At 47.9% G+C, this 22,740-nt stretch carries 21 protein-coding genes, 8 tRNA genes and 1 rRNA gene; all 30 read right to left on the bottom strand.

What is annotated here, in order from left to right:
• Positions 1-987 carry a gluconeogenesis factor YvcK family protein gene (yvcK, locus tag BLW49_RS26630; protein ID WP_076315551.1) on the bottom strand — a complete coding sequence of 329 codons (987 nt, stop codon included), beginning with the start codon at positions 985-987 and terminating at the stop codon, positions 1-3.
• 321 nt (positions 988-1,308) lie between these two features.
• On the bottom strand, positions 1,309-2,208 hold the full coding sequence (rapZ, locus tag BLW49_RS26625) for an RNase adapter RapZ (RefSeq protein WP_047913895.1): 900 nt from the start codon (positions 2,206-2,208) through the stop codon (positions 1,309-1,311).
• A 51-nt stretch (positions 2,209-2,259) separates the two neighbouring features.
• Entirely contained in the window at positions 2,260-3,210 is a 951-nt protein-coding gene (locus BLW49_RS26620; protein ID WP_076315550.1) for an ROK family glucokinase, read from the bottom strand.
• A 230-nt stretch (positions 3,211-3,440) separates the two neighbouring features.
• A complete protein-coding gene (gene trxB / locus BLW49_RS26615) occupies positions 3,441-4,400 on the bottom strand; it encodes a thioredoxin-disulfide reductase (RefSeq protein ID WP_076315549.1) in 960 nt (319 codons plus the stop codon).
• A gap of 32 nt (positions 4,401-4,432) precedes the next feature.
• Positions 4,433-6,220, bottom strand: coding sequence for a tetratricopeptide repeat protein (locus BLW49_RS26610; RefSeq protein ID WP_090727905.1), 1,788 nt, complete (start codon positions 6,218-6,220; stop codon positions 4,433-4,435).
• Positions 6,221-6,387: 167 nt separating this feature from the next.
• Positions 6,388-7,338 carry a ribose-phosphate diphosphokinase gene (locus tag BLW49_RS26605; protein ID WP_076315547.1) on the bottom strand — a complete coding sequence of 317 codons (951 nt, stop codon included), beginning with the start codon at positions 7,336-7,338 and terminating at the stop codon, positions 6,388-6,390.
• 76 nt (positions 7,339-7,414) lie between these two features.
• Positions 7,415-8,233 (bottom strand): histidinol-phosphatase HisJ, encoded by an 819-nt coding sequence (gene hisJ / locus BLW49_RS26600; RefSeq protein ID WP_090727936.1) that lies wholly within the window; start codon positions 8,231-8,233, stop codon positions 7,415-7,417.
• A 22-nt stretch (positions 8,234-8,255) separates the two neighbouring features.
• Positions 8,256-8,948, bottom strand: coding sequence for a bifunctional phosphoribosyl-AMP cyclohydrolase/phosphoribosyl-ATP diphosphatase HisIE (gene hisIE / locus BLW49_RS26595; protein WP_090727903.1), 693 nt, complete (start codon positions 8,946-8,948; stop codon positions 8,256-8,258).
• The gene (hisF, locus tag BLW49_RS26590) at positions 8,945-9,703 is read right to left on the bottom strand and encodes an imidazole glycerol phosphate synthase subunit HisF (RefSeq protein WP_076315545.1); all 759 of its coding nucleotides are present in this window, start codon (positions 9,701-9,703) and stop codon (positions 8,945-8,947) included. The genes hisIE and hisF overlap by 4 nt, the downstream gene beginning before the upstream one ends.
• Before the next feature lie 47 nt (positions 9,704-9,750).
• Positions 9,751-10,497 (bottom strand): 1-(5-phosphoribosyl)-5-[(5-phosphoribosylamino)methylideneamino]imidazole-4-carboxamide isomerase, encoded by a 747-nt coding sequence (gene hisA / locus BLW49_RS26585; protein WP_177178848.1) that lies wholly within the window; start codon positions 10,495-10,497, stop codon positions 9,751-9,753.
• Between the two features lie 121 nt (positions 10,498-10,618).
• Positions 10,619-11,242, bottom strand: a complete 624-nt coding sequence (gene hisH / locus BLW49_RS26580) for an imidazole glycerol phosphate synthase subunit HisH (protein WP_090727900.1) — start codon at positions 11,240-11,242, stop codon at positions 10,619-10,621.
• Positions 11,243-11,246: 4 nt separating this feature from the next.
• Positions 11,247-11,864 (bottom strand): imidazoleglycerol-phosphate dehydratase HisB, encoded by a 618-nt coding sequence (hisB, locus tag BLW49_RS26575; protein ID WP_047913887.1) that lies wholly within the window; start codon positions 11,862-11,864, stop codon positions 11,247-11,249.
• Positions 11,865-11,972: 108 nt separating this feature from the next.
• Positions 11,973-13,259 carry a histidinol dehydrogenase gene (gene hisD / locus BLW49_RS26570; protein ID WP_090727899.1) on the bottom strand — a complete coding sequence of 429 codons (1,287 nt, stop codon included), beginning with the start codon at positions 13,257-13,259 and terminating at the stop codon, positions 11,973-11,975.
• 178 nt (positions 13,260-13,437) lie between these two features.
• Complete coding sequence (gene hisG / locus BLW49_RS26565) at positions 13,438-14,073, bottom strand: ATP phosphoribosyltransferase (RefSeq protein ID WP_047913885.1); 636 nt, start codon at positions 14,071-14,073, stop codon at positions 13,438-13,440.
• A gap of 34 nt (positions 14,074-14,107) precedes the next feature.
• Positions 14,108-15,328, bottom strand: coding sequence for an ATP phosphoribosyltransferase regulatory subunit (locus BLW49_RS26560; RefSeq protein ID WP_090727896.1), 1,221 nt, complete (start codon positions 15,326-15,328; stop codon positions 14,108-14,110).
• Positions 15,329-15,566: 238 nt separating this feature from the next.
• Positions 15,567-16,106 carry an acyltransferase gene (locus BLW49_RS26555; RefSeq protein WP_177178847.1) on the bottom strand — a complete coding sequence of 180 codons (540 nt, stop codon included), beginning with the start codon at positions 16,104-16,106 and terminating at the stop codon, positions 15,567-15,569.
• A 2-nt stretch (positions 16,107-16,108) separates the two neighbouring features.
• Positions 16,109-16,753, bottom strand: a complete 645-nt coding sequence (ppaX, locus tag BLW49_RS26550) for a pyrophosphatase PpaX (protein WP_076315539.1) — start codon at positions 16,751-16,753, stop codon at positions 16,109-16,111.
• 6 nt (positions 16,754-16,759) lie between these two features.
• Positions 16,760-17,782, bottom strand: a complete 1,023-nt coding sequence (gene lgt / locus BLW49_RS26545; RefSeq protein ID WP_090727895.1) for a prolipoprotein diacylglyceryl transferase — start codon at positions 17,780-17,782, stop codon at positions 16,760-16,762.
• Between the two features lie 41 nt (positions 17,783-17,823).
• Positions 17,824-18,762 (bottom strand): HPr(Ser) kinase/phosphatase, encoded by a 939-nt coding sequence (hprK, locus tag BLW49_RS26540; RefSeq protein ID WP_047913880.1) that lies wholly within the window; start codon positions 18,760-18,762, stop codon positions 17,824-17,826.
• A gap of 269 nt (positions 18,763-19,031) precedes the next feature.
• Complete coding sequence (locus BLW49_RS26535; RefSeq protein WP_076315537.1) at positions 19,032-20,156, bottom strand: ABC transporter ATP-binding protein; 1,125 nt, start codon at positions 20,154-20,156, stop codon at positions 19,032-19,034.
• A 143-nt stretch (positions 20,157-20,299) separates the two neighbouring features.
• Positions 20,300-21,412 carry a PucR family transcriptional regulator gene (locus BLW49_RS26530; RefSeq protein ID WP_177178846.1) on the bottom strand — a complete coding sequence of 371 codons (1,113 nt, stop codon included), beginning with the start codon at positions 21,410-21,412 and terminating at the stop codon, positions 20,300-20,302.
• A gap of 232 nt (positions 21,413-21,644) precedes the next feature.
• A tRNA-Lys gene (locus tag BLW49_RS26525) sits at positions 21,645-21,717 on the bottom strand.
• Positions 21,718-21,725: 8 nt separating this feature from the next.
• Positions 21,726-21,811: transfer RNA gene (locus BLW49_RS26520), tRNA-Tyr, on the bottom strand.
• A 13-nt stretch (positions 21,812-21,824) separates the two neighbouring features.
• Positions 21,825-21,897, bottom strand: a tRNA-Phe gene (locus BLW49_RS26515).
• A gap of 94 nt (positions 21,898-21,991) precedes the next feature.
• Positions 21,992-22,068 (bottom strand) — tRNA-Asp (locus BLW49_RS26510).
• A 15-nt stretch (positions 22,069-22,083) separates the two neighbouring features.
• Positions 22,084-22,159 (bottom strand) — tRNA-Thr (locus BLW49_RS26505).
• A 5-nt stretch (positions 22,160-22,164) separates the two neighbouring features.
• Positions 22,165-22,240 (bottom strand) — tRNA-Val (locus BLW49_RS26500).
• A gap of 9 nt (positions 22,241-22,249) precedes the next feature.
• Positions 22,250-22,326 (bottom strand) — tRNA-Met (locus BLW49_RS26495).
• Positions 22,327-22,392: 66 nt separating this feature from the next.
• A tRNA-Ser gene (locus BLW49_RS26490) sits at positions 22,393-22,484 on the bottom strand.
• A 159-nt stretch (positions 22,485-22,643) separates the two neighbouring features.
• Positions 22,644-22,740, bottom strand: a 23S ribosomal RNA gene (locus tag BLW49_RS26485); the annotation flags it as partial.

Raw genomic sequence — 22,740 nt, 5'->3', positions numbered from 1 at the left:
TCACCTCTTTCGAATCATCCAATTTTGAACGAGTGTGTAGATATGATGACTGAGCTTATTCGCATCATGTCTTAGATAGGTCCTATACAGGACAAGCCGATCTGCAATACACTCGTTAGACAGCTTCAAAATTTCTTCCAGATCCATCTGTACAGGCTTAGCGCCTTGCTCCGCATACATCTCCTGCACCGGTTCTGGTATATCTCCATTATTTACAATAACGTAGTCAAACAATCTCGTCCCAATGTGCGCATCAATAGCTTTGAGATGGTCACTTACCGTATATCCGTCGGTTTCCCCAGGCTGGGTCATCACGTTACAAATAAAAATCTTTGCTGCCGGGGATGCAACCACAGCTTCTGCCAGTTTGGGAACGAGCAGATTCGGCAAAATACTGGTGTACAGACTGCCCGGACCTATAATAATGGCATCGGCTTGTTCAATAGCAGCCACAGCCTCTGGCAACGGCTCCACGTGGTCCGGCTCAAGAAACACTCGTTTAATCCGGCCGCCATGCTCAGGGATCTGCGACTCACCGGTTACGATTGTGCCATCTTCCATTTCCGCGTGTAAGACGACGGCCTCACCCGCAGCGGGAAGCACCTGTCCACGTACTGCAAAGACGCGGCTGATCTCCCGGACTGCCGTTACAAAGTCGCCCGTTATATCGGTCATACCCGCCAAGATAAGATTGCCAAGACTATGTCCTGCCAAACCATTACTTCCACTAAAACGATAATTAAGCAATTCTGACATCAGCGGTTCCACATCAGCAAGTGCTGTGAGTACATTACGGATATCGCCGGGAGGAGGCATCTGCAGCTCATCGCGCAATATGCCTGAGCTCCCCCCGTCATCAGCTACCGTAACGATTGCCGTGATATCAAGCGGCTTATTCTTTAACCCCCGCAGCATAACAGACAGCCCCGTACCCCCGCCCATTACGACGATATGCGGACGTTTCATTTGTTCAACAGCCACTTTCATCACTTCACCTTCTATAAGAAGTTGCTCAAGTTAAGCTATTTATCACCTAGGCGAATTCATTTCATACCTATCAGCTTTTTGAATGGATTCGCCTAGGCGAATTCATTCCATACCTAACAGCTTTATGAAACTGATTCTGACAAGAGCGGATTATACAGCATATGCTATAACCTCCGCAATGGCTATTATTAGGATGAACTTTCATGCGGTATGCTCACCACAAATTTTATACAGTCATCCTCTAGATTGGTCATGCTCTGCCTTTACGATAAATGATGCCTAACTGCAACTTTTCTATACTAAATCTCTTGATTCTGACCATTAATGACGGTCTCGATCCGCATCCCGATGCGTTACAGATACAGATTCCGTCTCACTGGCTCCAAGCATCTTGCCCAGATATTCTGATATGGCAACCGAGCGGTGCTTGCCGCCAGTGCAGCCAATCCCAATGATGACTTGGCTCTTCCCTTCCTTCCGGTACTGCGGAATAAGAAAATGCAGCATATCCAGGAGCTTCGTCAAGAAGGACTGTGTCTCCGGCCATTTCATTACATATTCATAGACATCACTGTTCTGTCCCGTGTTTGGACGCAGATGCTCCACGTAGTGAGGGTTTGGCAAAAACCGTACATCAAATACAAGATCAGCATCAATGGGAATACCGTATTTGAATCCGAACGACGTTACATTGACCGACAGCATATTCGCCTCGAGATGTGAGAAGCGGGAGATGATGCGCTCCTTCAGCTGTGCAGGCTTCATATTACTCGTATCGATGACCTGTGTGGCTGAATTTTTGAGCTCCTCCAGCATCTTGCGCTCCAGTCTTATCCCATCGAGCGGCATACCATCCGGTGCAAGTGGATGACGGCGTCTGCTCTCCTTATAACGCTGTACCAATACGCCATCCTGGGCATCCAGGAACATGATTTCACAATGGATGGTGAAGTGATCCTTGATGTAGTTTAAAGATTCCGACAATGCCGTAAAAAATTCACGTCCCCGCAAATCGATGACGAGCGCCACTTTCGAGATCTTCCCGTTAGACTGTACAATGAGCTCCGCAAACTTAGGAATGAGAACCGGTGGCAGGTTATCGACACAGAAGAAGCCCAGATCTTCAAGACTTTGCACTGCAATCGTCTTCCCTGCTCCTGACATCCCTGTAATGATAATAAGGGTTGCTCCTCCTGCTGGTGATTTTTCACCTTCTGACATGAATATCCCCCCTATCAATTTCAGTTCGTCCCGTATAATTTCTTGTATAATTTAAGATCGAATTAACAGTCCAGCGGCTCCGACGATTCCTGCATCATTGCCAAGCGTAGCGGGTACAATAGATACCCCTTCTTGCAGTGGTTCAGGGGTGTAGCTCGCGAACACGCTGCGCACTTCATCGAACAGAAATTCTCCTGCCTTCGATACGCCCCCGCCGATGATATAAGCCTGAGGGTTCAGCACAGCTGCTACTGCAGCCAGTGATTTACCGAGATAGAAGGCTGCACGACGCACAATACGAAGGGCTACCTCATCTCCTGCTTTGGCTGCATCGAACACATCCTTCGCCATAATCGATGGCACAGTGCTGAGGCTCGTGTGATCTCCACGTTCTACAGCGTCCTTCGCCATACGAATAATACCGGTTGCGGATGAGACGGTTTCCAGACAGCCCATCTTGCCACAGCCGCACTTAATCGCCTCAAGATCCGGGACAACGCTGACATGACCGAGCTCTCCAGCCATACCCGAGAAGCCTTGATAGATCTTGCCATTAATAATAATTCCGCCGCCAACGCCTGTTCCAAGCGTATAGCACACACAATTGTCAACACCAGCTCCTGCACCAGCCCATGCCTCACCAAGTGCTGCTACATTCGCATCATTATCTATTTTGACAGGCTTGCCAAGTCTTTCTTCGAGAATGGAACGAATCGGAACATCTCGAAATCCTACGTTAGGTGCCAGAATAATAATTCCTTCGCGCACATTAGTGAATCCGGCAACTCCTGCACCAACTCCTGCAAGCTGATCCCAACTGTATGGTGACGCCTCTACGATATGACGGACGTACTTCTCGATGTTGTCAATAACAGTATCTACACCTTTATCCACTTCTGTAGGTCCTTCATAGGTATGTAGAAGTTTTCCTTGCTCATCGCAGATTCCGACTTTGATTGCGGTTCCGCCCAAATCCACTCCAACGTAGATATTTTCAGACATTGCTAGCAAGCCACCTTTATCATCTGTAATATTTATTCTTACGTTATCACTATAATTGAAGGAACAAAGTCGGTCAAGACGAAGAAAGTGCTAAAACACCTTGTAAAAAGCGACCTGTAACAAAAAATTCTTGAATGCTCTCCGCAGAATTTCAGCGAATACAGCCGCCCATAAAATCAGCCGGGCACAATACAATCGTGCCCGGCTGGTCAGGTGAATCTTATATTCATTTAAGGATTGAGTGTCTCGCTCCAGTCATGTGTCATGCTGCCTTCCAAATACTTCTCACAGTCCATAGCCGCCATACAGCCGGACCCTGCCGCTGTAATCGCTTGGCGATACTTCGTATCCTGTACATCACCGCAAGCAAACACACCTGGAATGTTTGTTTCCGTTGTTCCTGGATGAACCGCAATGTAACCGCCGGCATCCAGCGTAATCTGTTCTTTCAGGAACTCTGTATTCGGACGGTGTCCAATCGCGACAAACACACCGGAAGCTTCAATCAGCTCTTCTTCGCCCGTTTCGTTGTTCTTAACCTTGAGACCTTTGACCCCTGACTCCTCCACTACGACCTCAAGCGGTGTGCGGTTAAGAGCCCACTCCACTTTTTCATTCCCACGTGCACGGTCCTGCATAATCTTAGAAGCACGCAGCTCCTCCCGGCGGTGAACGACGGTCACGCTGGAGGCAAAGCGAGTCAGGAAGTTGGCTTCCTCCATCGCTGAATCTCCTCCGCCAATGACGACAATTTTCTTGCCCCGGAAGAAGAAACCGTCACAAGTCGCACAGGTGCTGACACCGCGGCCTACGTTTTCCTTTTCCCCTGGAATACCCAGATATTTGGCAGAAGCTCCAGTCGAGATGATAACGGCATCAGCGGTTATTACCTCCCGACCCTCCACTTTAATGCGGAACGGCTTCACAGACAAGTCGATGTCATCCACCCAACCGCTCTTGAATTCCGCCCCAAAGCGTTCAGCCTGCTTGCGCATGTTGTCCATCAGCTCAGGACCTAGAATACCTTCAGGAAAGCCCGGGAAGTTCTCCACCTCAGTTGTGGTCGTCAATTGTCCACCCGGCTCAAGTCCCTCGATCACAAGTGGATTCATATTCGCTCGAGCCAAGTATATGGCTGAAGTCAGACCTGCGGGTCCTGTTCCAATAATAACCGATCTATAGTGAGACATATGGATACCTCCCTAGCGTTTATTGTGGAATGCTACGATTTCTTCTCCTTCAGAGCCTGAAAGATGTGTTCGATTCGATGCTGAATATCGCATACGCGATCAATTTGTTTCACGTATCTGCTTACGGTTGATGCAGAAATCCCGTATCTTTGGGCCAGTTCTGAATACGTTATTCCCTTAGACACATACTTCATTGTCAAATATTCCAGAGCAGCTGACCATCCTTCTACATGCTGAATGGCTGGCATGTCAGGAGACACTCTCATCAGATAGTCTGCCCATAAATGCTGAACACCTTCACGCAAATGCTCAGATCGTTTGTGCATTTTCTCGAGAGCCATGTCAATGACCGCCTGCTGCCGATCATCCAGTACAGGAGATGGCTCCTGGCCCTGTTCGCTCCGGCCATAACGATATTGCGTCAGTACCGGTGTGCCTTGACCGTAAGGATTCGCCAGAGATTCCGAAGCACCATGATCCATATCGGGTTCGTTCAAATCTCCAATCTCACGAAGTACAGACAGCGCCATTTGCTTCAGCTCCAGACTCTCCCCTTCCTCCTCCAAAAAAGAAGTAAGGGCCTGCCGAACCTCATAGTCCCCAATAATCCGAAGCGCCCTAATTACATTAGCCTTCGTTGCGTCATCGCCGTGATGAAGAGCCCAGAAGAAGGAAGAACGGATCAACGGATCTTTTTTGATATCATCCGGCACATGGCTTCCATACTTCTCCCACAGACGAAATTGCTCTTCGAACGGTAGATGATAGTGATAGCTTACAGGACCTACGCTTTGATCCTCTTTTCTCGAATGGAGCTGGTCCAAATAAAACTTCGGTACCTCTGACTCCGGATCCAGCTTACTCACCATTTGCCACAGTCGTTTCGCCGTATCATACCTTTCGGTATTGCATGCGGCGACAGCCGTATAATGCACGAGCGAAGGATCGCTCGCAGCCTCTCCGCTCTTCATCAGCCGGCGGAAATGCATATAGGCAGCTTCGTGCTGACCTAATATCCCCATCGTAGTGCCCAGCTTAAATACATGCTCTTGTTCAAAAGGAACCAAGGTCAACAGCTGCTTCAGGAGAACTTCCACTTGCTCTCTGTCTCCTTCATTCTGATAAAAAATCGCCAGATTGCACAGTGCATGCAAATTGCCGGGCTCCTGCTCTAGCAGATCGTATATCGTTTGCTTGGCCTTCGGGAATCGTCCCATATAGTAGTAAGCCAGAGCTAGATTGTTGCGTGCCGATACAAAATCAGGATGCTCGGAAGCGATGCTCTCCAGCATTTCTGCTGCCTGTGCAAACTTGCCTTCCTCCAGCAAACTGCGTGCATAATCATGCTCTGCAACGCCTTCTCTTGCTTTAATTCTTTTGACATGAAGCTTGCGTTTGAGCTCGTGAGATAGAAGCTCCATCATTTCTTCTGCTTCTTCGAGAAAGTGCCCTTGCTCATCCTCCTCCAAATAGGTCACCAGTGCTTCCTCAGCAGATTCAAACTGCTCCATGTTGGCATAGTTATTGGCCATATAGAAGTAGCATTCTGTCATCCCAGAATCAACGTGCTTCATGATATGCTCCAATACTTCATTCGAGCCGGCATAATCACCCATCTCTGATAATATACCCGCCATATTACAATGATTCACCGGATTGTCCGGTTCATATTCAACAGCTTTGCGAAAATATTTAAGCGCCTTGTCATAATGATTGCGATCCAGCTCGCGGACGGCTCTTTCAAAGAAGAAAGAAGCATCGAGATGAACCTGTATAACATTATTAGAAGAGCTGTCAGTCCGCTGTGGCTTGCTTTTCATATGTGCCAAGGCACCTCCCTATAACATACAATTTCATACTCTCCAGTATAACATAATCTGAGCAAGTCTTCGCCGGTAATGCAAAACTATGCACTCAATGAAAATTTATACTATCCATCTTCATGGGAGTGGTAATAAAAAAAGCTCTCCCTATAGACGGGAGAACTTTATACACCAGCATCCTTAAACAACGTGGCAATTGAGCCGCCATCAAGAATAATACGAATTGCTCTCGCCAGCATCGGTGCAACCGACAAGACCGTGAAGCAGGACGGATTACCTGATTCGGGCAATGCTATGGAGTCGGTAACTACAATTTCAGCGATGTGAGGGTGCGTAAGCCTTTCCAAAGCAGGCCCTGAAAAAAGACCATGTGTCGCGCATACAATAGCAGGGCCTGCCCCTCTCTCCTTAAGCCCTTCCACCACATTTACAATAGTCGTACCAGTGTCAATTAAATCTTCTATTATAATCGGTGTCCTGCCATCTACATCCCCGATGACATGAGTAATAACCGATTCATTATGATTGGGACGCTTCTTGATCATGATGGCGAATGGTGAATCTAGTCTGCTGGCCAGCTTCTCCGCCATGGAGGCCCGGCCTGCATCCGGTGACACAATAACCGGATTCACAATATTTTTACTCTTCAAGTAGTCACATATCAAATCAAGAGCCGTCAAGTGATCAACGGGAATATTGAAGAAGCCCTGGATTGCGGCAGCATGCAGGTCAATCGTTACGACTCTGCTCGCACCCGCTGTCGTCAGTACATCCGCCAGCAGCTTGGCAGAGATCGGCTCTCGTGGTGCAGATTTGCGTTCCTGCCTTGCATAGCCATAATAGGGCAAGATGACATTAATCGTTCGTGCAGAAGCCCGCTTGGCGGCATCAATCATCACGAGAAGCTCCACGAGCAGTTCATTGATCGGTCTCGACAGTGATTGTACTAGAAACACATCACAATTTCGGATCGTTTCCTCATAGTGCACATAAATCTCACCACTCTTGAAGCGGGATATCTTGATCTTACCCGATTCGACTCCAAGCTTGCGGCAAATATTTTGTACAAGCTGAGGGTTGGACGATCCCGAAAATATACGGAGAGAATGCTGCATACATGCCTCCCGGAGCTAAATTTTTGACTGATCCGTAATAAACCTTATATTTCCATTATACTCCTAGACGAGCGGATTACAATGGAACAGACGAGCGTTTTCGCTGCTCGAATACGGCAAGCTCTGTATAGCCAATTTCCCTTAGAAGTTCTCTTGCCTGATCGACATGCTCGCCTACTTTTGCCGGATCATGCGCATCAGATCCAACCGTGATCGGAATGTTCAGTTCACAGGCTTTCTCAAGTATTCGCCGGCTAGGGAACATCTCCGCACAAGGCTTGGATAGACCAGAGGCGTTCAGCTCTATTGCCATCCTGCTTGCTGCAATCGTCTTAAGGACGGAAGCCTCCAGCTGCAACCATTCCTCTGCTTCCGCTGGCTTGGGTGTATAGCCAAAACGCTTGATCACATCGATATGCCCGAGAAAATCATATAGCCCTGAGCGTGCCGCCTTCTTCACCGCATCGTAATACGTCTTGTACACTTCAAGAACATCCTTGTTCTCCCAGTTGTGCACCTGCCGATAATCCGAAATGTCCCATTCCTTCAGGAAATGAACGGAGCCGATGACATAATCAAAAGGATAGGCATGAATGATCTGCTCAATCTTCTCTTCCCATCCCTCGATGTAGTCACCTTCAAGACCAACACGGACCTCGATCTGTCCCTTGTACTTCTCCTTCAGCGATAAGCACTCCTCCACGTAGCGGGGAAGCTCCTCCATTGGCATGGCCATTTCAGGATAATACGATGCCGGATCGACGTGGATCAGCGGCATATGATCGGACAGTCCAATTTGGCTGTAACCAAGCCGAACAGCTTGCTGCACATAGGCCTCCAGCTCTCCAACAGCATGTCCACAGCGGGCATGATGAGTGTGAAAGTCGATTAGCATAGGCATAGTGTTCTCACCTGCCTTAATCCCGGCGTGGACGTTCATGACGAAGACTGAGCTCCTGCATGATTTCATCCAGCGGCAGCTTCCGCTCTTCAAGAAGAACGAGCAAATGATAGATCAGATCACTGACCTCAAGTCTGAGCTCCTGATTATCCTTGTTCTTGGCAGCAATGATCGTTTCTGACGCTTCTTCACCGATCTTCTTGAGGATCTTATCTACGCCTTTATCGAATAGATATGTCGTATATGCGCCTTCAGGACGCTCCTTCTCACGCTCTGAGATGACACGCTCCAGCTCAGCCAGTACTTCAAACCGGCCTTCTGAGGCAGGACCAGCCTTACTAGTACCGGGTACAGGCACAGAAGCACTCGTTCGAGCCAGTCCACTAATCTCACGATAAAAACAGCTGTTCTCACCCGTATGGCAAGCCGGTCCTTTTGGCTCTACGAGCACAAGCAGCGTGTCTCCATCACAATCATATTTCATGATTACGATCGACTGAACGTTACCGGACGTCGCGCCCTTATTCCACAGCTCATTCCTCGAACGGGACCAGAACCAGGTCTCTCCCGTTGAGATGGACTTCAGCAGCGACTCTTCATTCATATACGCCATCATCAGTACTTCTTTGGTATCCGCATCCTGAACGATGGCAGGGACAAGACCCTTTTCATCAAAACGGACGGCTTCTATTGCTAGTTCTGTACTCATCGAATTTCAACCCCTTTGGATTTCAGCTGCTGTTTGAGATGCGGTATCGCGATCTCTTTATAGTGGAAGATCGTTGCAGCTAGCCCCGCATCTGCTTTGCCTTCTGTGAACACTTCTTCGAAATGCGCTTCTTGCCCTGCACCGCCCGAAGCAATAACGGGAATGCCGACGGCTTCACTGACAGCCTTTGTCAGTGCGATATCAAATCCGTCCTTCGTTCCGTCTGTATCCATGCTCGTTAAGAGTAATTCTCCAGCTCCAAGCTGCTCAGCTCGTTTGACCCAATCCAGTGCTCGAATCCCCGCAGCCTTTCTCCCGCCGTGTGTGTATACCTCCCAATCGCCAATGGACTCGTTCCACTTGGCATCGACGGCAACCACAATACATTGAGAACCGAACCGCTGTGCACCTTGAGTAATTAAATTCGGGTTCAGTACAGCGGCTGTATTAATCCCGATCTTGTCCGCACCCGCACGCAAAATTCTCTTCATGTCATCGACATGTTTTATTCCCCCGCCGACTGTGAAAGGAATCGCAATTTCTCCAGCCGTTTGACGGACGACTTCAATCATCGTCTCCCGTCCTTCTGCTGAAGCTGAAATATCCAAGAAGACAATCTCGTCTGCACCCTCCTTATCATATAAGGCGGCCAGCTCTACAGGATCACCGGCGTCTCTCAGATTGACGAAATTGACTCCCTTAACTACTCTGCCGTCCTTTACATCCAGGCATGGGATGATTCGCTTGGCCAGCATAGGTTCACCTCTTCCCTCGCTCTTTCGTCTATACTCGTTTACGTCAATTACGTCAAACCACTGTTATTCATCGTTTCGATCGCCTGTCTCAGATCAATCGCACCTGTGTACAAGGCCTTTCCAACGATCGCGCCGCTGACACCCTGATCTCTGTATCTGTGCAGACGCACCAGGTCCTCCATTGTGCTGACTCCACCGGATGCAATCACCTGCTGTCCGCTGACCCCAGCCAAGGAGACGATGGCTTCTATATTTGGCCCCTGCATCATTCCGTCTCTTGAAATATCCGTGAAAATAAAAGTCTTCGCTCCGTATGCAGCAAGCTCCTTGGCAAGCACCTCTGCTTTAACCTGAGAAGTTTCAAGCCAGCCTCTTGTCGCCACATAGCCATCTCTTGCATCAATGCCAATAGCTACCTTATCACCATAGGAAGCAAGCACCTTCTCTGTAAACTGTCGATCCTCGATTGCCGCAGTACCGAGAATAACCCGGCTGACGCCAAGAGATAGAAGCTGCTCTACATCCTCAATCCGGCGCAGCCCGCCTCCGACTTGCACAGGAACATTTACAGCGGAAGCAATTTTTCCGATGACATCTGCATTCACCGGCTTGCCTTCCTTCGCCCCATCAAGATCGACCAAATGGATGAAGGAGCCTCCTTGTGCTTCCCACTCCTTGGCAGCTTCTACCGGGCTGTCGTTGTACACCGTCTCTTGGTTATAGTCTCCTTGCACCAGCCTTACACATTTGCCGCCTCGAATATCAATCGCCGGATATATAGTGAACAAAGACATACTAATTCAGGCCTCCCCCATCATCTCTCTGGATTCTCACACCAATCTTGACTCCATCATTCAAGAGAGCTATAGCTATAAGCTCCTCGCTTCAATAGAGCCATAAGACTTATTCAGCCTCTCATTTAGAGGCTTCCGCTAAACGCAGGAAATTGTTTAAGAGCTGCATTCCAAGCTCTCCGCTCTTCTCGGGATGAAACTGCATGCCATATACAGAGCCTTGGCCGACAATCGCTGTCACTGGATACCCATAATCCGTAACCGCCAGCAGATTTGATTCAACTTCCGGCTTCACATGATAGGAATGGACAAAGTACACATGCCCTTCCTCCAGTCCATCAAACAGAGGGCTATCCTGCTGCTTGAATTCAAGCTCATTCCATCCCATATGTGGAACCTTATACTCCGCTCTCTCTTCAAATCTCACAACATCCCCTGGCAAAATACCGAGACCTTCATGACTCCCATACTCTTCACTTCGGCTGAAGAGCAGCTGCATCCCCAGACAAATACCGAGCAGCGGCGTTCCGTTCTCGCTTACCTGCTTCACGACGGTATCGAGCTTCGTTTCTCGAAGATGCTGCATCGCATCTCCGAATGCCCCTACACCCGGCAGGATGACGCCGGAAGCCCCTAGAATCTCCTGTTCATTTCCTGTTACGAGTGCTGTATAACCCAGTCTTTCGACGGCCTTGCTTACGCTGTGCAGGTTCCCCATTCCATAATCAACAATGGCTATGGTCATAAGGCTACAGCACTCCCTTCGTTGATGGGACACCGGTAACACGCGGATCGACTGCTGTTGCTTCGTCCAGCGCTCTGCCGAGCGCCTTGAACACAGCCTCGATCATATGATGGGTGTTTTGTCCGTAATGAACAATAACGTGAAGCGTAATTCGCGCTTCGAGCGCGAACTTCCATAAGAATTCCTGAACCAGCTCTGTAGAGAAGCTTCCTACCTGCTGGGAAGGATACTGCGCCCGATATTCGAAGTGCGGACGATTGCTGATATCGATCACGACCTGTGCCAGCGCCTCATCCATCGGTACAAATACACTTGCATAGCGCTTGATCCCTTTTTTATCACCTAATGCAGTATGCAGCGTTTGGCCAAGACAGATGCCGATATCCTCCACAGTGTGATGATCGTCAATTTCGATATCTCCTTTGGCGACGACTTGGAGATCAAATTGACCGTGCTTGGTGAACAAGTCAAGCATATGATTCAGAAAAGGCACATCCGTCTCAATCTCAGATCTTCCTGTTCCATCTACACCAAAGGCTAGCTGAATGTCGGTCTCATTCGTTTTTCGGCTGACACTGGCTCCGCGGCCTTCTTCAATAAAGCTGTTGTCCTGATTTCCCATTTTTACCCCTCCGCTCTCCAAACATCTCACTCTTATTTCGTTATAGTTAATTGATATTTATACGCTTGCTAATGCAAACATAGGTATTTTGAAGTATTCGCCATCCAATTAATTGCGTTCCTGCTGTAATCTAATTTCAATCGCTCGGGCATGCCCCTCTAATCCCTCATGACGAGCCAGCTCCATAATGGCCTCTCCGTTCTTGAGGAGCGCTTCCTTACTGTAGTAGATAAGACTCGACTTCTTCGTGAAATCGTCCACATCGACCGGCGATGCATATCTTGCCGTCCCATTGGTCGGAATAATGTGATTGGGTCCTGCAAAATAGTCCCCGACCGGCTCCGAGCTGTACGGTCCAAGAAAGATCGCCCCTGAATGACGGATATAGGACACATAAGCCATTGGCTCTTGCACCATCACTTCCAAGTGTTCCGGTGCCAGCGTATTCACAACTTCAATGCCTTCCAATATGGAATCAACAACGATAATCGCTCCATGCGCCTCTACCGAAGCTCTAGCGATAGCTTCTCTCGGCAGCTTCCGGAGCTGCTCCTCTATCTCCTGCTGTACCTCTTCAGCCAGCTGCTGGGACGTCGTCACAAGAATGGCGGAGGCCATTTCGTCATGCTCCGCCTGAGATAACAGGTCGGCGGCAACATAGTCCGCTTTCGCGGTTTCATCCGCCAGGACCACAATTTCACTCGGGCCTGCAATGCTGTCGATATCGACGGCCCCGAACACCTCCCGCTTCGCTAGCGCCACATAAATATTACCCGGTCCACAGATCTTGTCGACCTTCTGTATACTCTCCGTGCCGTAAGCCAGGGCGGCAATTGCCTGCGCGCCGCCCACCCGGTACATCTCGTTAACGCCTGCTTCCGCAGCAGCCACGAGAATGTACGGGTCAATGCCCTCACCGCCGCTCGTTGCCGGCGGCGTCACCATCACAATCTCGCGCACACCGGCCACCTGTGCTGGAATGACATTCATCAGCACAGAGGATGGATATGCCGCCTTACCACCCGGCACATAGACACCCACACGGTCCAGCGGCCGGATAATCTGTCCAAGCAGACTACCATCCGAATCAAAGTCCATCCAGGAGCTTCGTTTCTGTTTTTCATGAAATTTACGTATGTTGTGTGCAGCTGCCCGAATTGCGGTAATAAATGAAGGGTCCACTACAGCATAAGCGGCCTTCATCTCCTCCTCCGTCACCTTCAGCTCGGCTGCGACTAATTCCGTCCGGTCATGGAGAGCAGTATACTTCAGCACAGCTGCGTCTCCATCGCTCCGGACATCCTGAATGATTTGACGAACCGCTTCATTCTGTTCCTTCGTTCCATAATCCACATCACGCTGCAGACGAAACTCCTTAGCCGGTACGATTCTCATCTTTCGAATCCTCCTTATTGACACACTTTCAGGGCTAGCATTCTTCTTTATTGATTTCGTTAAGTATTCAACTGCTTAATTATTCATTCCATGAAGCACTTTCAGGTTAAACCTTATATTGTCAGGGGTCGCACTTATATAGCTGCTCCAGCATTTCATGTCATGAACCATTTATCCTCTATTCTGCAGGTGCTGCAGTTACCTTCTGCAAGGCATCACATAAACTCTGAATCTGGGCATTCTTCATCCGGTAGCTTACCCGGTTCGCAATCAGTCGGCTGGTGATCTCGAACATGCTCTCGAATTCAATAAGCCCGTTCTCGCGAAGCGTCTGACCCGTCTCCACCATATCAACGATCCGGTCAGCCAAACCGATTAATGGAGCAAGCTCAATGGACCCGTTCAGCTTAATGACCTCTACTTGCTGACCCTGCTCTCTAAAATACTGTGAAGCCACATTCGGATATTTCGTGGCCACCCGTTGTCTGATGCCCGGCTCCCAGTCCGGCAGTCCGATGACAGACATCCGGCAGCGAGCGATCCCTAAATCAAGCAGCTCATACACGTCTTTGTTTTCCTCTAACAAAACATCCTTGCCGACAATACCGATATCGGCTGCTCCGTACTCTACATAAGTTGGAACATCCACCGGCTTGGCCATGATGAATTCGAGCTGTGCCTCCGGCAGTGGAATGACCAGCTTGCGGGATTCATCGATATCGGCTGGAATCGCAATGCCTGCCGCACGAAACAGCTCAGAAGCTTTCTTATATATTCTTCCTTTTGGCATAGCTACCTTCAAAATTTCGCTCATGTTTGACACTCCCTCCTTCTAGCCTCCTGCTGACTTAGATAGAATTACTGTAAGTATACACCTTCTCATACTTTCCCTGGAGCATAGACACCGCATAGTTAGAGCCCTGTTCACCCATTTCTATGGCCTGATTATAACGATCGTCATCTCTTGCCATCAGTCTGGTTACAACAATCCTTCCTTCGCTTCTCAGCTCGCCTGCCCGTGACAAGGCCTCTGCCCGGTGCTCCTTGGTATATTCAATAAGTACAGGCAGCGGCTGCTCCACACGGATTCCTCTTACTCCGTCGACAATTCGGTTTGTCTTGAGAGCAAAGCCGGTAGCAGGCACGTCTTTACCAAACTGCTTCAGCAATTTGTCATATCTGCCTCCACTGCATACGGGCGATCCAAGCTCGGCTGCATATCCCTCGAAGGTCATACCTGTGTAATAGGAGAAGTCGCCGATCATCGTCAGATCAATCAACACATGCTGTGACACCCCGTACGCTTCAAGCACTTCCCATACACTGCAGAGATGGTTCATCGAGCTCCGAGCTTCACGGCTTGCACTCAGCTGCTCTGCCTTGCTGCAGATCTCCTTCCCTCCCCGCAGACGCAGAATCGCGCTCATCCGTTCCTTCTTATCATCCTCAAGAGGCAGCGCATCAATCTTCTCCCGATAACCGACATAATCGCGCTTCAACAGAACTTCCTTAAGCTCCTCCTGCAATTCCTTCTGGCCTGGAACAATTTCTTCAAAGAGCCCGTTCAAGAACCCCACATGTCCCATCGCGATCTTGAAGGACTGAACTCCAGCCGCTTTCAATGAAGCAATCGCCAGAGCAACCACCTCCGCATCGGCTTCAGGCGAGTCGTCTCCAACCAGCTCCACACCTGTCTGAAAAAATTCCGCTTCCCTTCCGGCTTCCTCTTCAATGGCTCGGAACACATTCGCATGATAAGACAGACGCAGTGGCAGCTTCTCCTCCTTGAGAAGTGATGATACAACCCGTGCGATCGGTGCTGTCATATCAGAACGAAGGACAAGCGTAGTACCGCGATTGTTGAGCAGTTTGAATAGTTTCTTATCCGAAGTAGAGCTGGCGACACCCACCGTGTCATAGTATTCCATGGAAGGCGTTATAATCTGGCGATATCCCCAGCTGCCCATGCACTCCAATACCCGATGCTCGATGCGGCGCAGTTTATCAACCACATGAGGCAGATAGTCGCGTACACCAGCTGGTTTTTCAAAACCCTTTGGTTTAGACATTTGAATTTCTCCTCATTATCTATATTGGAATTGTAATCCCGATCATCATCTTTATCGCGTTAAAGTGCTACCAATCTAACAAATTAAAGAATTATTCGATATAATATCACGTCTTCCATAACACGTCAATTCATCACGAGCTTTAGGGAGCATCCTGTACTCATATTATTGGAGCTTTTTATAAGAAAAAAGGACCTCATTGGGGCCCTTTTTCTTTTCTATCCTAGTCATAACCTATTTACGTTTCTATCGACTCACTTTGACTACTTATCGACTCATTATCAGTGATGTTATCCGCTTTGGACTTCAGCTCTCGAAGCGGATTACCGCCAACAAAAGCCCCCGGTGCAACATCTTTATGAACAACAGACCCGGCAGCAACAACCGCGCCATCTCCAATGGTCACTCCAGGCAGAATCGTTGAGTTTGCTCCAATCAGCACATGATCACCGATCACAACATCCCCAAGCCGATATTCCTTAATGAGATACTCATGCGCAAGAATTGTCGTGTTGTACCCTATAACGGAGTTGGTGCCAATCTTGATCCTTTCCGGAAAAAACACATCCACCATCACCATAAGTCCAAACGCCGTGTAATCTCCTACCTGCATTCGCAGCCGGCTTCGGTAGATCCAATTCTTCAATGGCAGAATAGGGCAGTATCTTGCAAGCTGAATCCAGATGAAATTGCGAACCCCCTTGAGAGGACTCACCGTACGGTAAATATGCCACAATGCATTGTGCCCCTCGACAGGATAACGCTCCACCTTTCTCACGATTACTGCTCCTTCTGGATTATAGTCAATATATCGTTCATGTCATGCAAAATATAATCTGGTCCGTACTCCCGCAGCTTCGCCTCACCCTTCAGTGACCAGGCAACACCTGCTGCTAAGACTCCCGCTGCTTTCGCAGACTGGATATCGACAGGACTGTCACCAACCATTAAAGTACTGGCTGGATCGGCTCCAAGCTCCTCGACTGCCTTCTGAACCGGCTCCGGATGCGGTTTAGGATGCGTCACATCTGTAACGGTAACGATGACCTCCATATACTTCTTAAGATCATACATTTCCAGCACCTTCAGTGTACTTGGCCGAATCTTTGTCGTAACTACACCCATTCGAATTCCTTGCTTACGAAGCTCCTCACAGACCTCTGTAACATTTGGGAATGGATTCACCATGGCATCATGATGGATCGCATTGTACGCACGATAGCCTGTAACATATTCAGCTACATCCGTCTTCCCTGTAAAAGCCTGCATTTGCTGCTCTAGTGTTCCACCCATATGCGGAATGATCTCTTCACGCGGGAGTGCTCCTGGGCCAAGCTGCTCCAGGACATGCAGAAACGAGCTGATAATCAGCTCGTTCGTATCTATTATTGTTCCATCTAAATCAAATAAAACGGTGTTAATCATGCTGGACTACTCCTTTTTCTGATCAGAGCTCCCCTTGCTGCTGTGAGAAGCGTCTTTGTTGTCCTTTTCCTTATCCATACTTGTCAGCTCGTCATCTGCCTTCACTGCCGGTGTCTTCGTGGACACAATCGGATCTGAATAACGTTCCTTAGAGGCACCTGTCACTCGGCGGACAACAATCAGTGCGATTGCAATCAATATAATAACGATCGCCAGTAGCTGCGAAATTCTTATATTCCCGTATGCAGGGTCCAAATAACCCATTTCGAAGCCCATAGCAGTCATCGGTGACCACATACCGTGGATCATTGATGCAAGCCATTCAGGACCTTGGAATGCCAGACTGTCCGTACGGAGTCCTTCAATAAAGAAGCGTCCAATAGAGTACCAGATGAAGTAGGACATGAACAGCTCACCAGCGCGCATGAACTTCTGACGACGCAAAATGAACAGGATCAGCAAACCTACGATATTCCAAACCGATTCGTACAAAAATGCCGGATGATGATATGTACCCTGTACGTTCATCTGATTAACTATAAAGTCAGGCAGATGAAGGGTATCTCTCAGGAAGGATTCTTCGACAGGTCCGCCGTATGCTTCTTGATTCACGAAGTTCCCCCAGCGGCCGATCGCCTGACCAATAAGTAATCCCGGCGCGCAAATGTCTACAATTCTCCAGAAGTTATATCCCTTATGTCTGAAATAGAAAAATGCACAAATGATGGCCCCGATCAGCGCACCATATATAGCAATACCGCCCTGCCATATCTTAAATACATCCCAGAAGTTGTCCTTGTAGTCATCCCATTGGAAGGCAACATAATAAATTCTTGCCCCGATAATGGCCGAAGGGACACCCAGCAGTAATAAATCCATAAAAAAATCAGAAGGTATACCGAAACGTTTGCCTTCCTGCATAGCCAGCAGTAAGCCTACAATGGCTGCGGTCCCTAATATAAGCCCATACCAATGAACATTAAGAGAGCCAATGGAAAAAGCAATAGGATCAAGTAATAAGGTGCCCATTTGTCCACTCCTTAAATTTATCATCACTTTTGTTAATTATATCAGTCCATATCATCATTATCTTCCGCGATCGTTGCCGTCAGCTTGTTCGTAAACTGAAGCGCAGCATTAACACCCATCCGTTTCAAGCGGAAGTTCATTGCGGCCACTTCAATAATAACCCCCAGGTTACGACCAGGACGGACCGGAATCGTCACGAGCGGTACATCTGTATCAATGATTCGAGTCGTCTCCTCGTCAAGCCCAAGACGGTCATACTGCTTATCCTGCTGCCATGCCTCCAGACGCACAACCAGCGTAATTCTCTTGTGATTCCGAATAGCACCTACACCAAAAAGGGTCATGACATTGATAATCCCCACGCCACGAATCTCAAGCAAGTGTCTGATGAGCTCAGGTGCAGTACCGTGTAATTGATTATCTGCCGTTTGGCTGATTTCGACTGCATCATCTGCGACGAGACGATGGCCTCTTTTTACGAGTTCAAGAGCTGCCTCACTCTTACCAATCCCACTGCTTCCCGTGATGAGAAGACCGATGCCATATACGTCACACAAAACCCCATGAATGGTTGTCGTCGGTGCAAGCTTACCTTCCAAGAACCCCGTAATGCGGCTTGATAAGATCGTTGTAGACATTGGGCTGCGCAGAACAGGCAGGTCACGCTCATTACTGATATCGACCAGCTCCTGTGGCACATCAAGACCACGTGTCACCACAATACATGGTGTTTCCTCATGACATAGACGGCTCATTCGATCACGACGCTCTTCTTCAGGCAGCATCCGCAAGAAAGCAAGCTCTGTTTTGCCAAGCAGCTGTACCCGTTCCGTCGGATAGTATTCAAAATAACCTGCCATTTCAAGGCCTGGTCTGTTCAAATCATCTACTGTAATCGGCCGCTTAAGTCCTTTTTCACCCGATACAACCTCAAGCTGAAATTCGTTAGCCAGCTCTGTTACCTTTACTTTTTTAGCCATGTTGGATTCTTCCTTCCATTACAATCAGGATGACTCCTGCGAATTATATTACTGTTGAATCCATTTCATAATACCTTAGTTTATGAGATAGATTCGGTTAACGTATGTTATGTACATCTCTTTACCTAGCTTCAATGTCATTATCGTATAGGAAATTAGTGCTGAATGCAATGTTCATGCCATGGCAGGACAATCTAGCACCGATAAAAAATGAAAAGGGCTGCCCTGGCGCTAAGCCAAGACAACCCTCTTTATACTGTCCAAAGATCTTAGTCTTGAACAAGTACATTAGCTTCTGTTTCTTTATCGAAGATATGAACTTTGTTCATGTCGATTGCCATTTTTACAGTGCTGCCATCACGAGTATTGGAACGTCCATCAACACGGGCAATGGTAACATCGCTGCCTACACCGCTCAGGTACAAGAGCAATTCGTGACCAAGGTTCTCACTTACGTCTACTTTTGCAGTAAACACGGTGTGTGGGGAAGCTTCCAGGAATACTGGCTCTTCATGAATATCTTCTGGACGAACACCCAGAATCACATCTTTACCAGCATAACCTTTGCTCTTCAGAATTTGAGCTTTCCCTTGTGGAATTTCTACATCAAGACCGGTAGCTGTAAAACGAAGTGTGTCTCCTTGTTGAGACAGCTTACCGTTGATGAAGTTCATTGTTGGAGATCCGATAAAGCCGGCAACGAACAAGTTCGTCGGATTATTGTACAGCTCTTCCGGAGAAGCTGCTTGTTGAATATATCCGTCTTTCATTACTACGATACGATCACCCATCGTCATCGCTTCGATTTGGTCATGCGTTACGTAGATAACGGTTGTTTCCAAACGCTTAGCCAGTTTAGTAATCTCTGCACGCATCTGTCCACGAAGTTTAGCATCCAAGTTGGAGAGCGGCTCATCCATCAAGAACACTTGTGGATTACGAACGATCGCACGTCCCAAAGCAACACGCTGACGCTGACCACCGGACAGAGCTTTTGGTTTACGATCCAGCAAATGCTCGATATCGAGAATTCTCGCTGCTTCGCGAACGCTCTTATCGATTTCTTCTTTTTTCACTTTACGAAGCTTCAAACCGAATGCCATGTTCTGATACACGTTCATATGCGGATACAGGGCATAGGATTGGAATACCATCGCGATATCGCGGTCTTTTGGAGCCACGTCGTTAACGACACGATCACCAATATATAGTTTACCGTCGGAGATTTCCTCAAGGCCGGCAATCATTCGAAGTGTTGTGGATTTACCGCAACCGGAAGGACCTACAAGTACCAGAAACTCTTTATCCTTAATGTCTAAGTTGATATCAACTACCGTCGCCTTATCTGAACCTGGATATTGTTTGTAGATATGTTCTAAGCGTACACCAGCCATGATTATTGCCTCCTCAGCATAATTTCATTAATTAATGTAAACGAATACACACAGCAGTATCAATAATGTAATCGAATTCATTTCCTGCTCTTATATTAACCTAGTTAGGTCTCTTATGACTATGCACAATTCATACAAAAATATCAGAGCCTTTTCGTCACTTTGTACAAGAGCAGTGTCAGCTTCACCAAAACGGCGTCTTTAAAGCTTCGAACATCTAGACCGGTCTCCTGCTTTATCTTGTCCAGCCGGTAGATCAGCGTATTTCTGTGAATGTAGAGACGTTTCGCGGTTTCACTGACATTACAATCGAGCTGGAAGAAGATCTCTAATGTTGATATTGTTTCTTCATCAAAAAGTATGGAGGACTCCTTCACCTCATCCAAATAGCCCGATCTCTGCTCTTCAGGTATTCTGGATACCAAGCGCTCAAGTGTAAACTGCCAAGGAAAGTACACATGTTCACTCATTCTAAAAATTTTCCCCAGCTGAATTGTCTCCATGAGCAATGAGGTTACACTTGGCAGGCTTTCCAAAGTATACAGCGGAGAATGAACCGATAGATTAAATACCCCTACCCATTCATTAGCTACCACTTCATATAGACCTTCGGCAAATGCCATCAGCTCGCTCTCAAGTGCAAATTCTGTTCTATCAGTGCTCTGGTCCATATCTTTGAGCTCTGTTCGATCGAGTACGATGGCTTCTTCTGCAAGCACAAGCCATTTATCCTGTTGCAGTAGCACAAGCATGATCTCTCCGCCAAAGTAAGATTGAAGCAGCTTGTACATTGATTTTGGAGCAATACCCGAATCATGGCCGCCCTCATACGTTATGTAAAAGGGAACGATCCCTTCGCTAAAAACGGGCGTAAGCTTTCCCAGACCTTCAGGTATAGCGAGCGGCTCGGAGCTATTCATCTGCTCAAGAATCCAGGCACCTAGCAACTTCATATTCGACTGCTCTGTTGTTTGATCCGCTTGCAAGGGAGAGACAGACTGCATCGAAGTAATGATCCATTCTATTAGAGCCCTTTCTGACGCACTGACTCGATGAGCAGGGACAGATAGGACAAGCGGAAGTTCCTCATTTTCATTATTCAAATGAAAGTATAGCTGATCATGGACGACAAACGATGCCTCTCCTAGCCTTTGTTCGGCAATAGATTTAGTATCATCTATACTTTGGAGCTCATTAATCTCAAATGAGGTGTCCATAATTTGCTGCAGCTTCTGTATTAACAGTTTATAATCCATTACCATCTCTCACCACTTTGCGACTTGATGTTTAAACCAATAAATAAGCAGGTAAGCCAGTATTCATGAGACTGTTAGACATCTAACAATCTCAGCGTAGTCAGATTATAAGTATGACGATTACATATTATATCATGAGTGATTTAATATCATCGAATGGTTCAATAATTATAAGCACAGCTATATTATACAACAAAAAAAGCCATCAGTATGAAACTGATGACTTTAGTGATGAGCCATGAAGGACTCGAACCTTCGACACCCTGATTAAAAGTCAGGTGCTCTACCAACTGAGCTAATGGCTCATAAAAACTGGTGGAGGATGATGGATTCGAACCACCGAACCCGTAAGGGAGCAGATTTACAGTCTGATGCGTTTGGCCACTTCGCTAATCCTCCAGGAATAAAAAAGTGGCTCGGGACGGAATCGAACCGCCGACACGAGGATTTTCAGTCCTCTGCTCTACCGACTGAGCTACCGAGCCAAGGTATTGTGGCAAAAAAAATAAAGTGTCGGGCAAACCCCTTCCCACTTTATACGTGGAACGTGTACTTTATTGACTTTTCTCAAAAGTTAAATGGCGGAACTGACGGGATTCGAACCCGCGATCTCCTGCGTGACAGGCAGGCATGTTAGGCCTCTACACCACAGTTCCTAACTTTTTGAAAAATGGTGCCGGCGAGAGGACTTGAACCCCCAACCTACTGATTACAAGTCAGTTGCTCTACCAGTTGAGCTACACCGGCGTATATGGTGGAGACTGAGGGGATCGAACCCCCGACCCTCTGCTTGTAAGGCAGATGCTCTCCCAGCTGAGCTAAGTCTCCAGGATAATATGGTAGCGGCGGAGGGGATCGAACCCCCGACCTCACGGGTATGAACCGTACGCTCTAGCCAGCTGAGCTACACCGCCATATTTTCATCACACAACTTGTCCTATGTTATCATAGCCGATTATAAAAATCAACTAGATAATTAGTGGCGGAGAGAGAGGGATTCGAACCCTCGCACCGCTTACGCAGTCTAACCCCTTAGCAGAGGGTCCCCTTATAGCCACTTGGGTATCTCTCCAAAAGATGTGTAATTACCTTCAAGGAATTTACTCCCTGAAAACTAGATACGAAACAATGTGCGATGTTAGAATCTTTGTTTACCCGGTTTTGTTCCGGGCCCCGAGAAAGTATTCGGAATTCACTCCGGAAGCATTCGCTTCACTTTCTTGGGTATCTTTTGGATAAGCCCTCGACCGATTAGTACTGGTCAGCTCCATGCATTGCTGCACTTCCACCCCCAGCCTATCTACCTCGTCGTCTTCAAGGGGTCTTAC

Origin of the sequence: Paenibacillus sp. PDC88 (genome assembly GCF_900106725.1) — a bacterium.
GTDB lineage: Bacteria > Bacillota > Bacilli > Paenibacillales > Paenibacillaceae > Paenibacillus > Paenibacillus shunpengii.
Note: the sequence above shows the minus strand (reverse complement) of the source record. Positions and strands in the feature narration are given on the sequence as shown.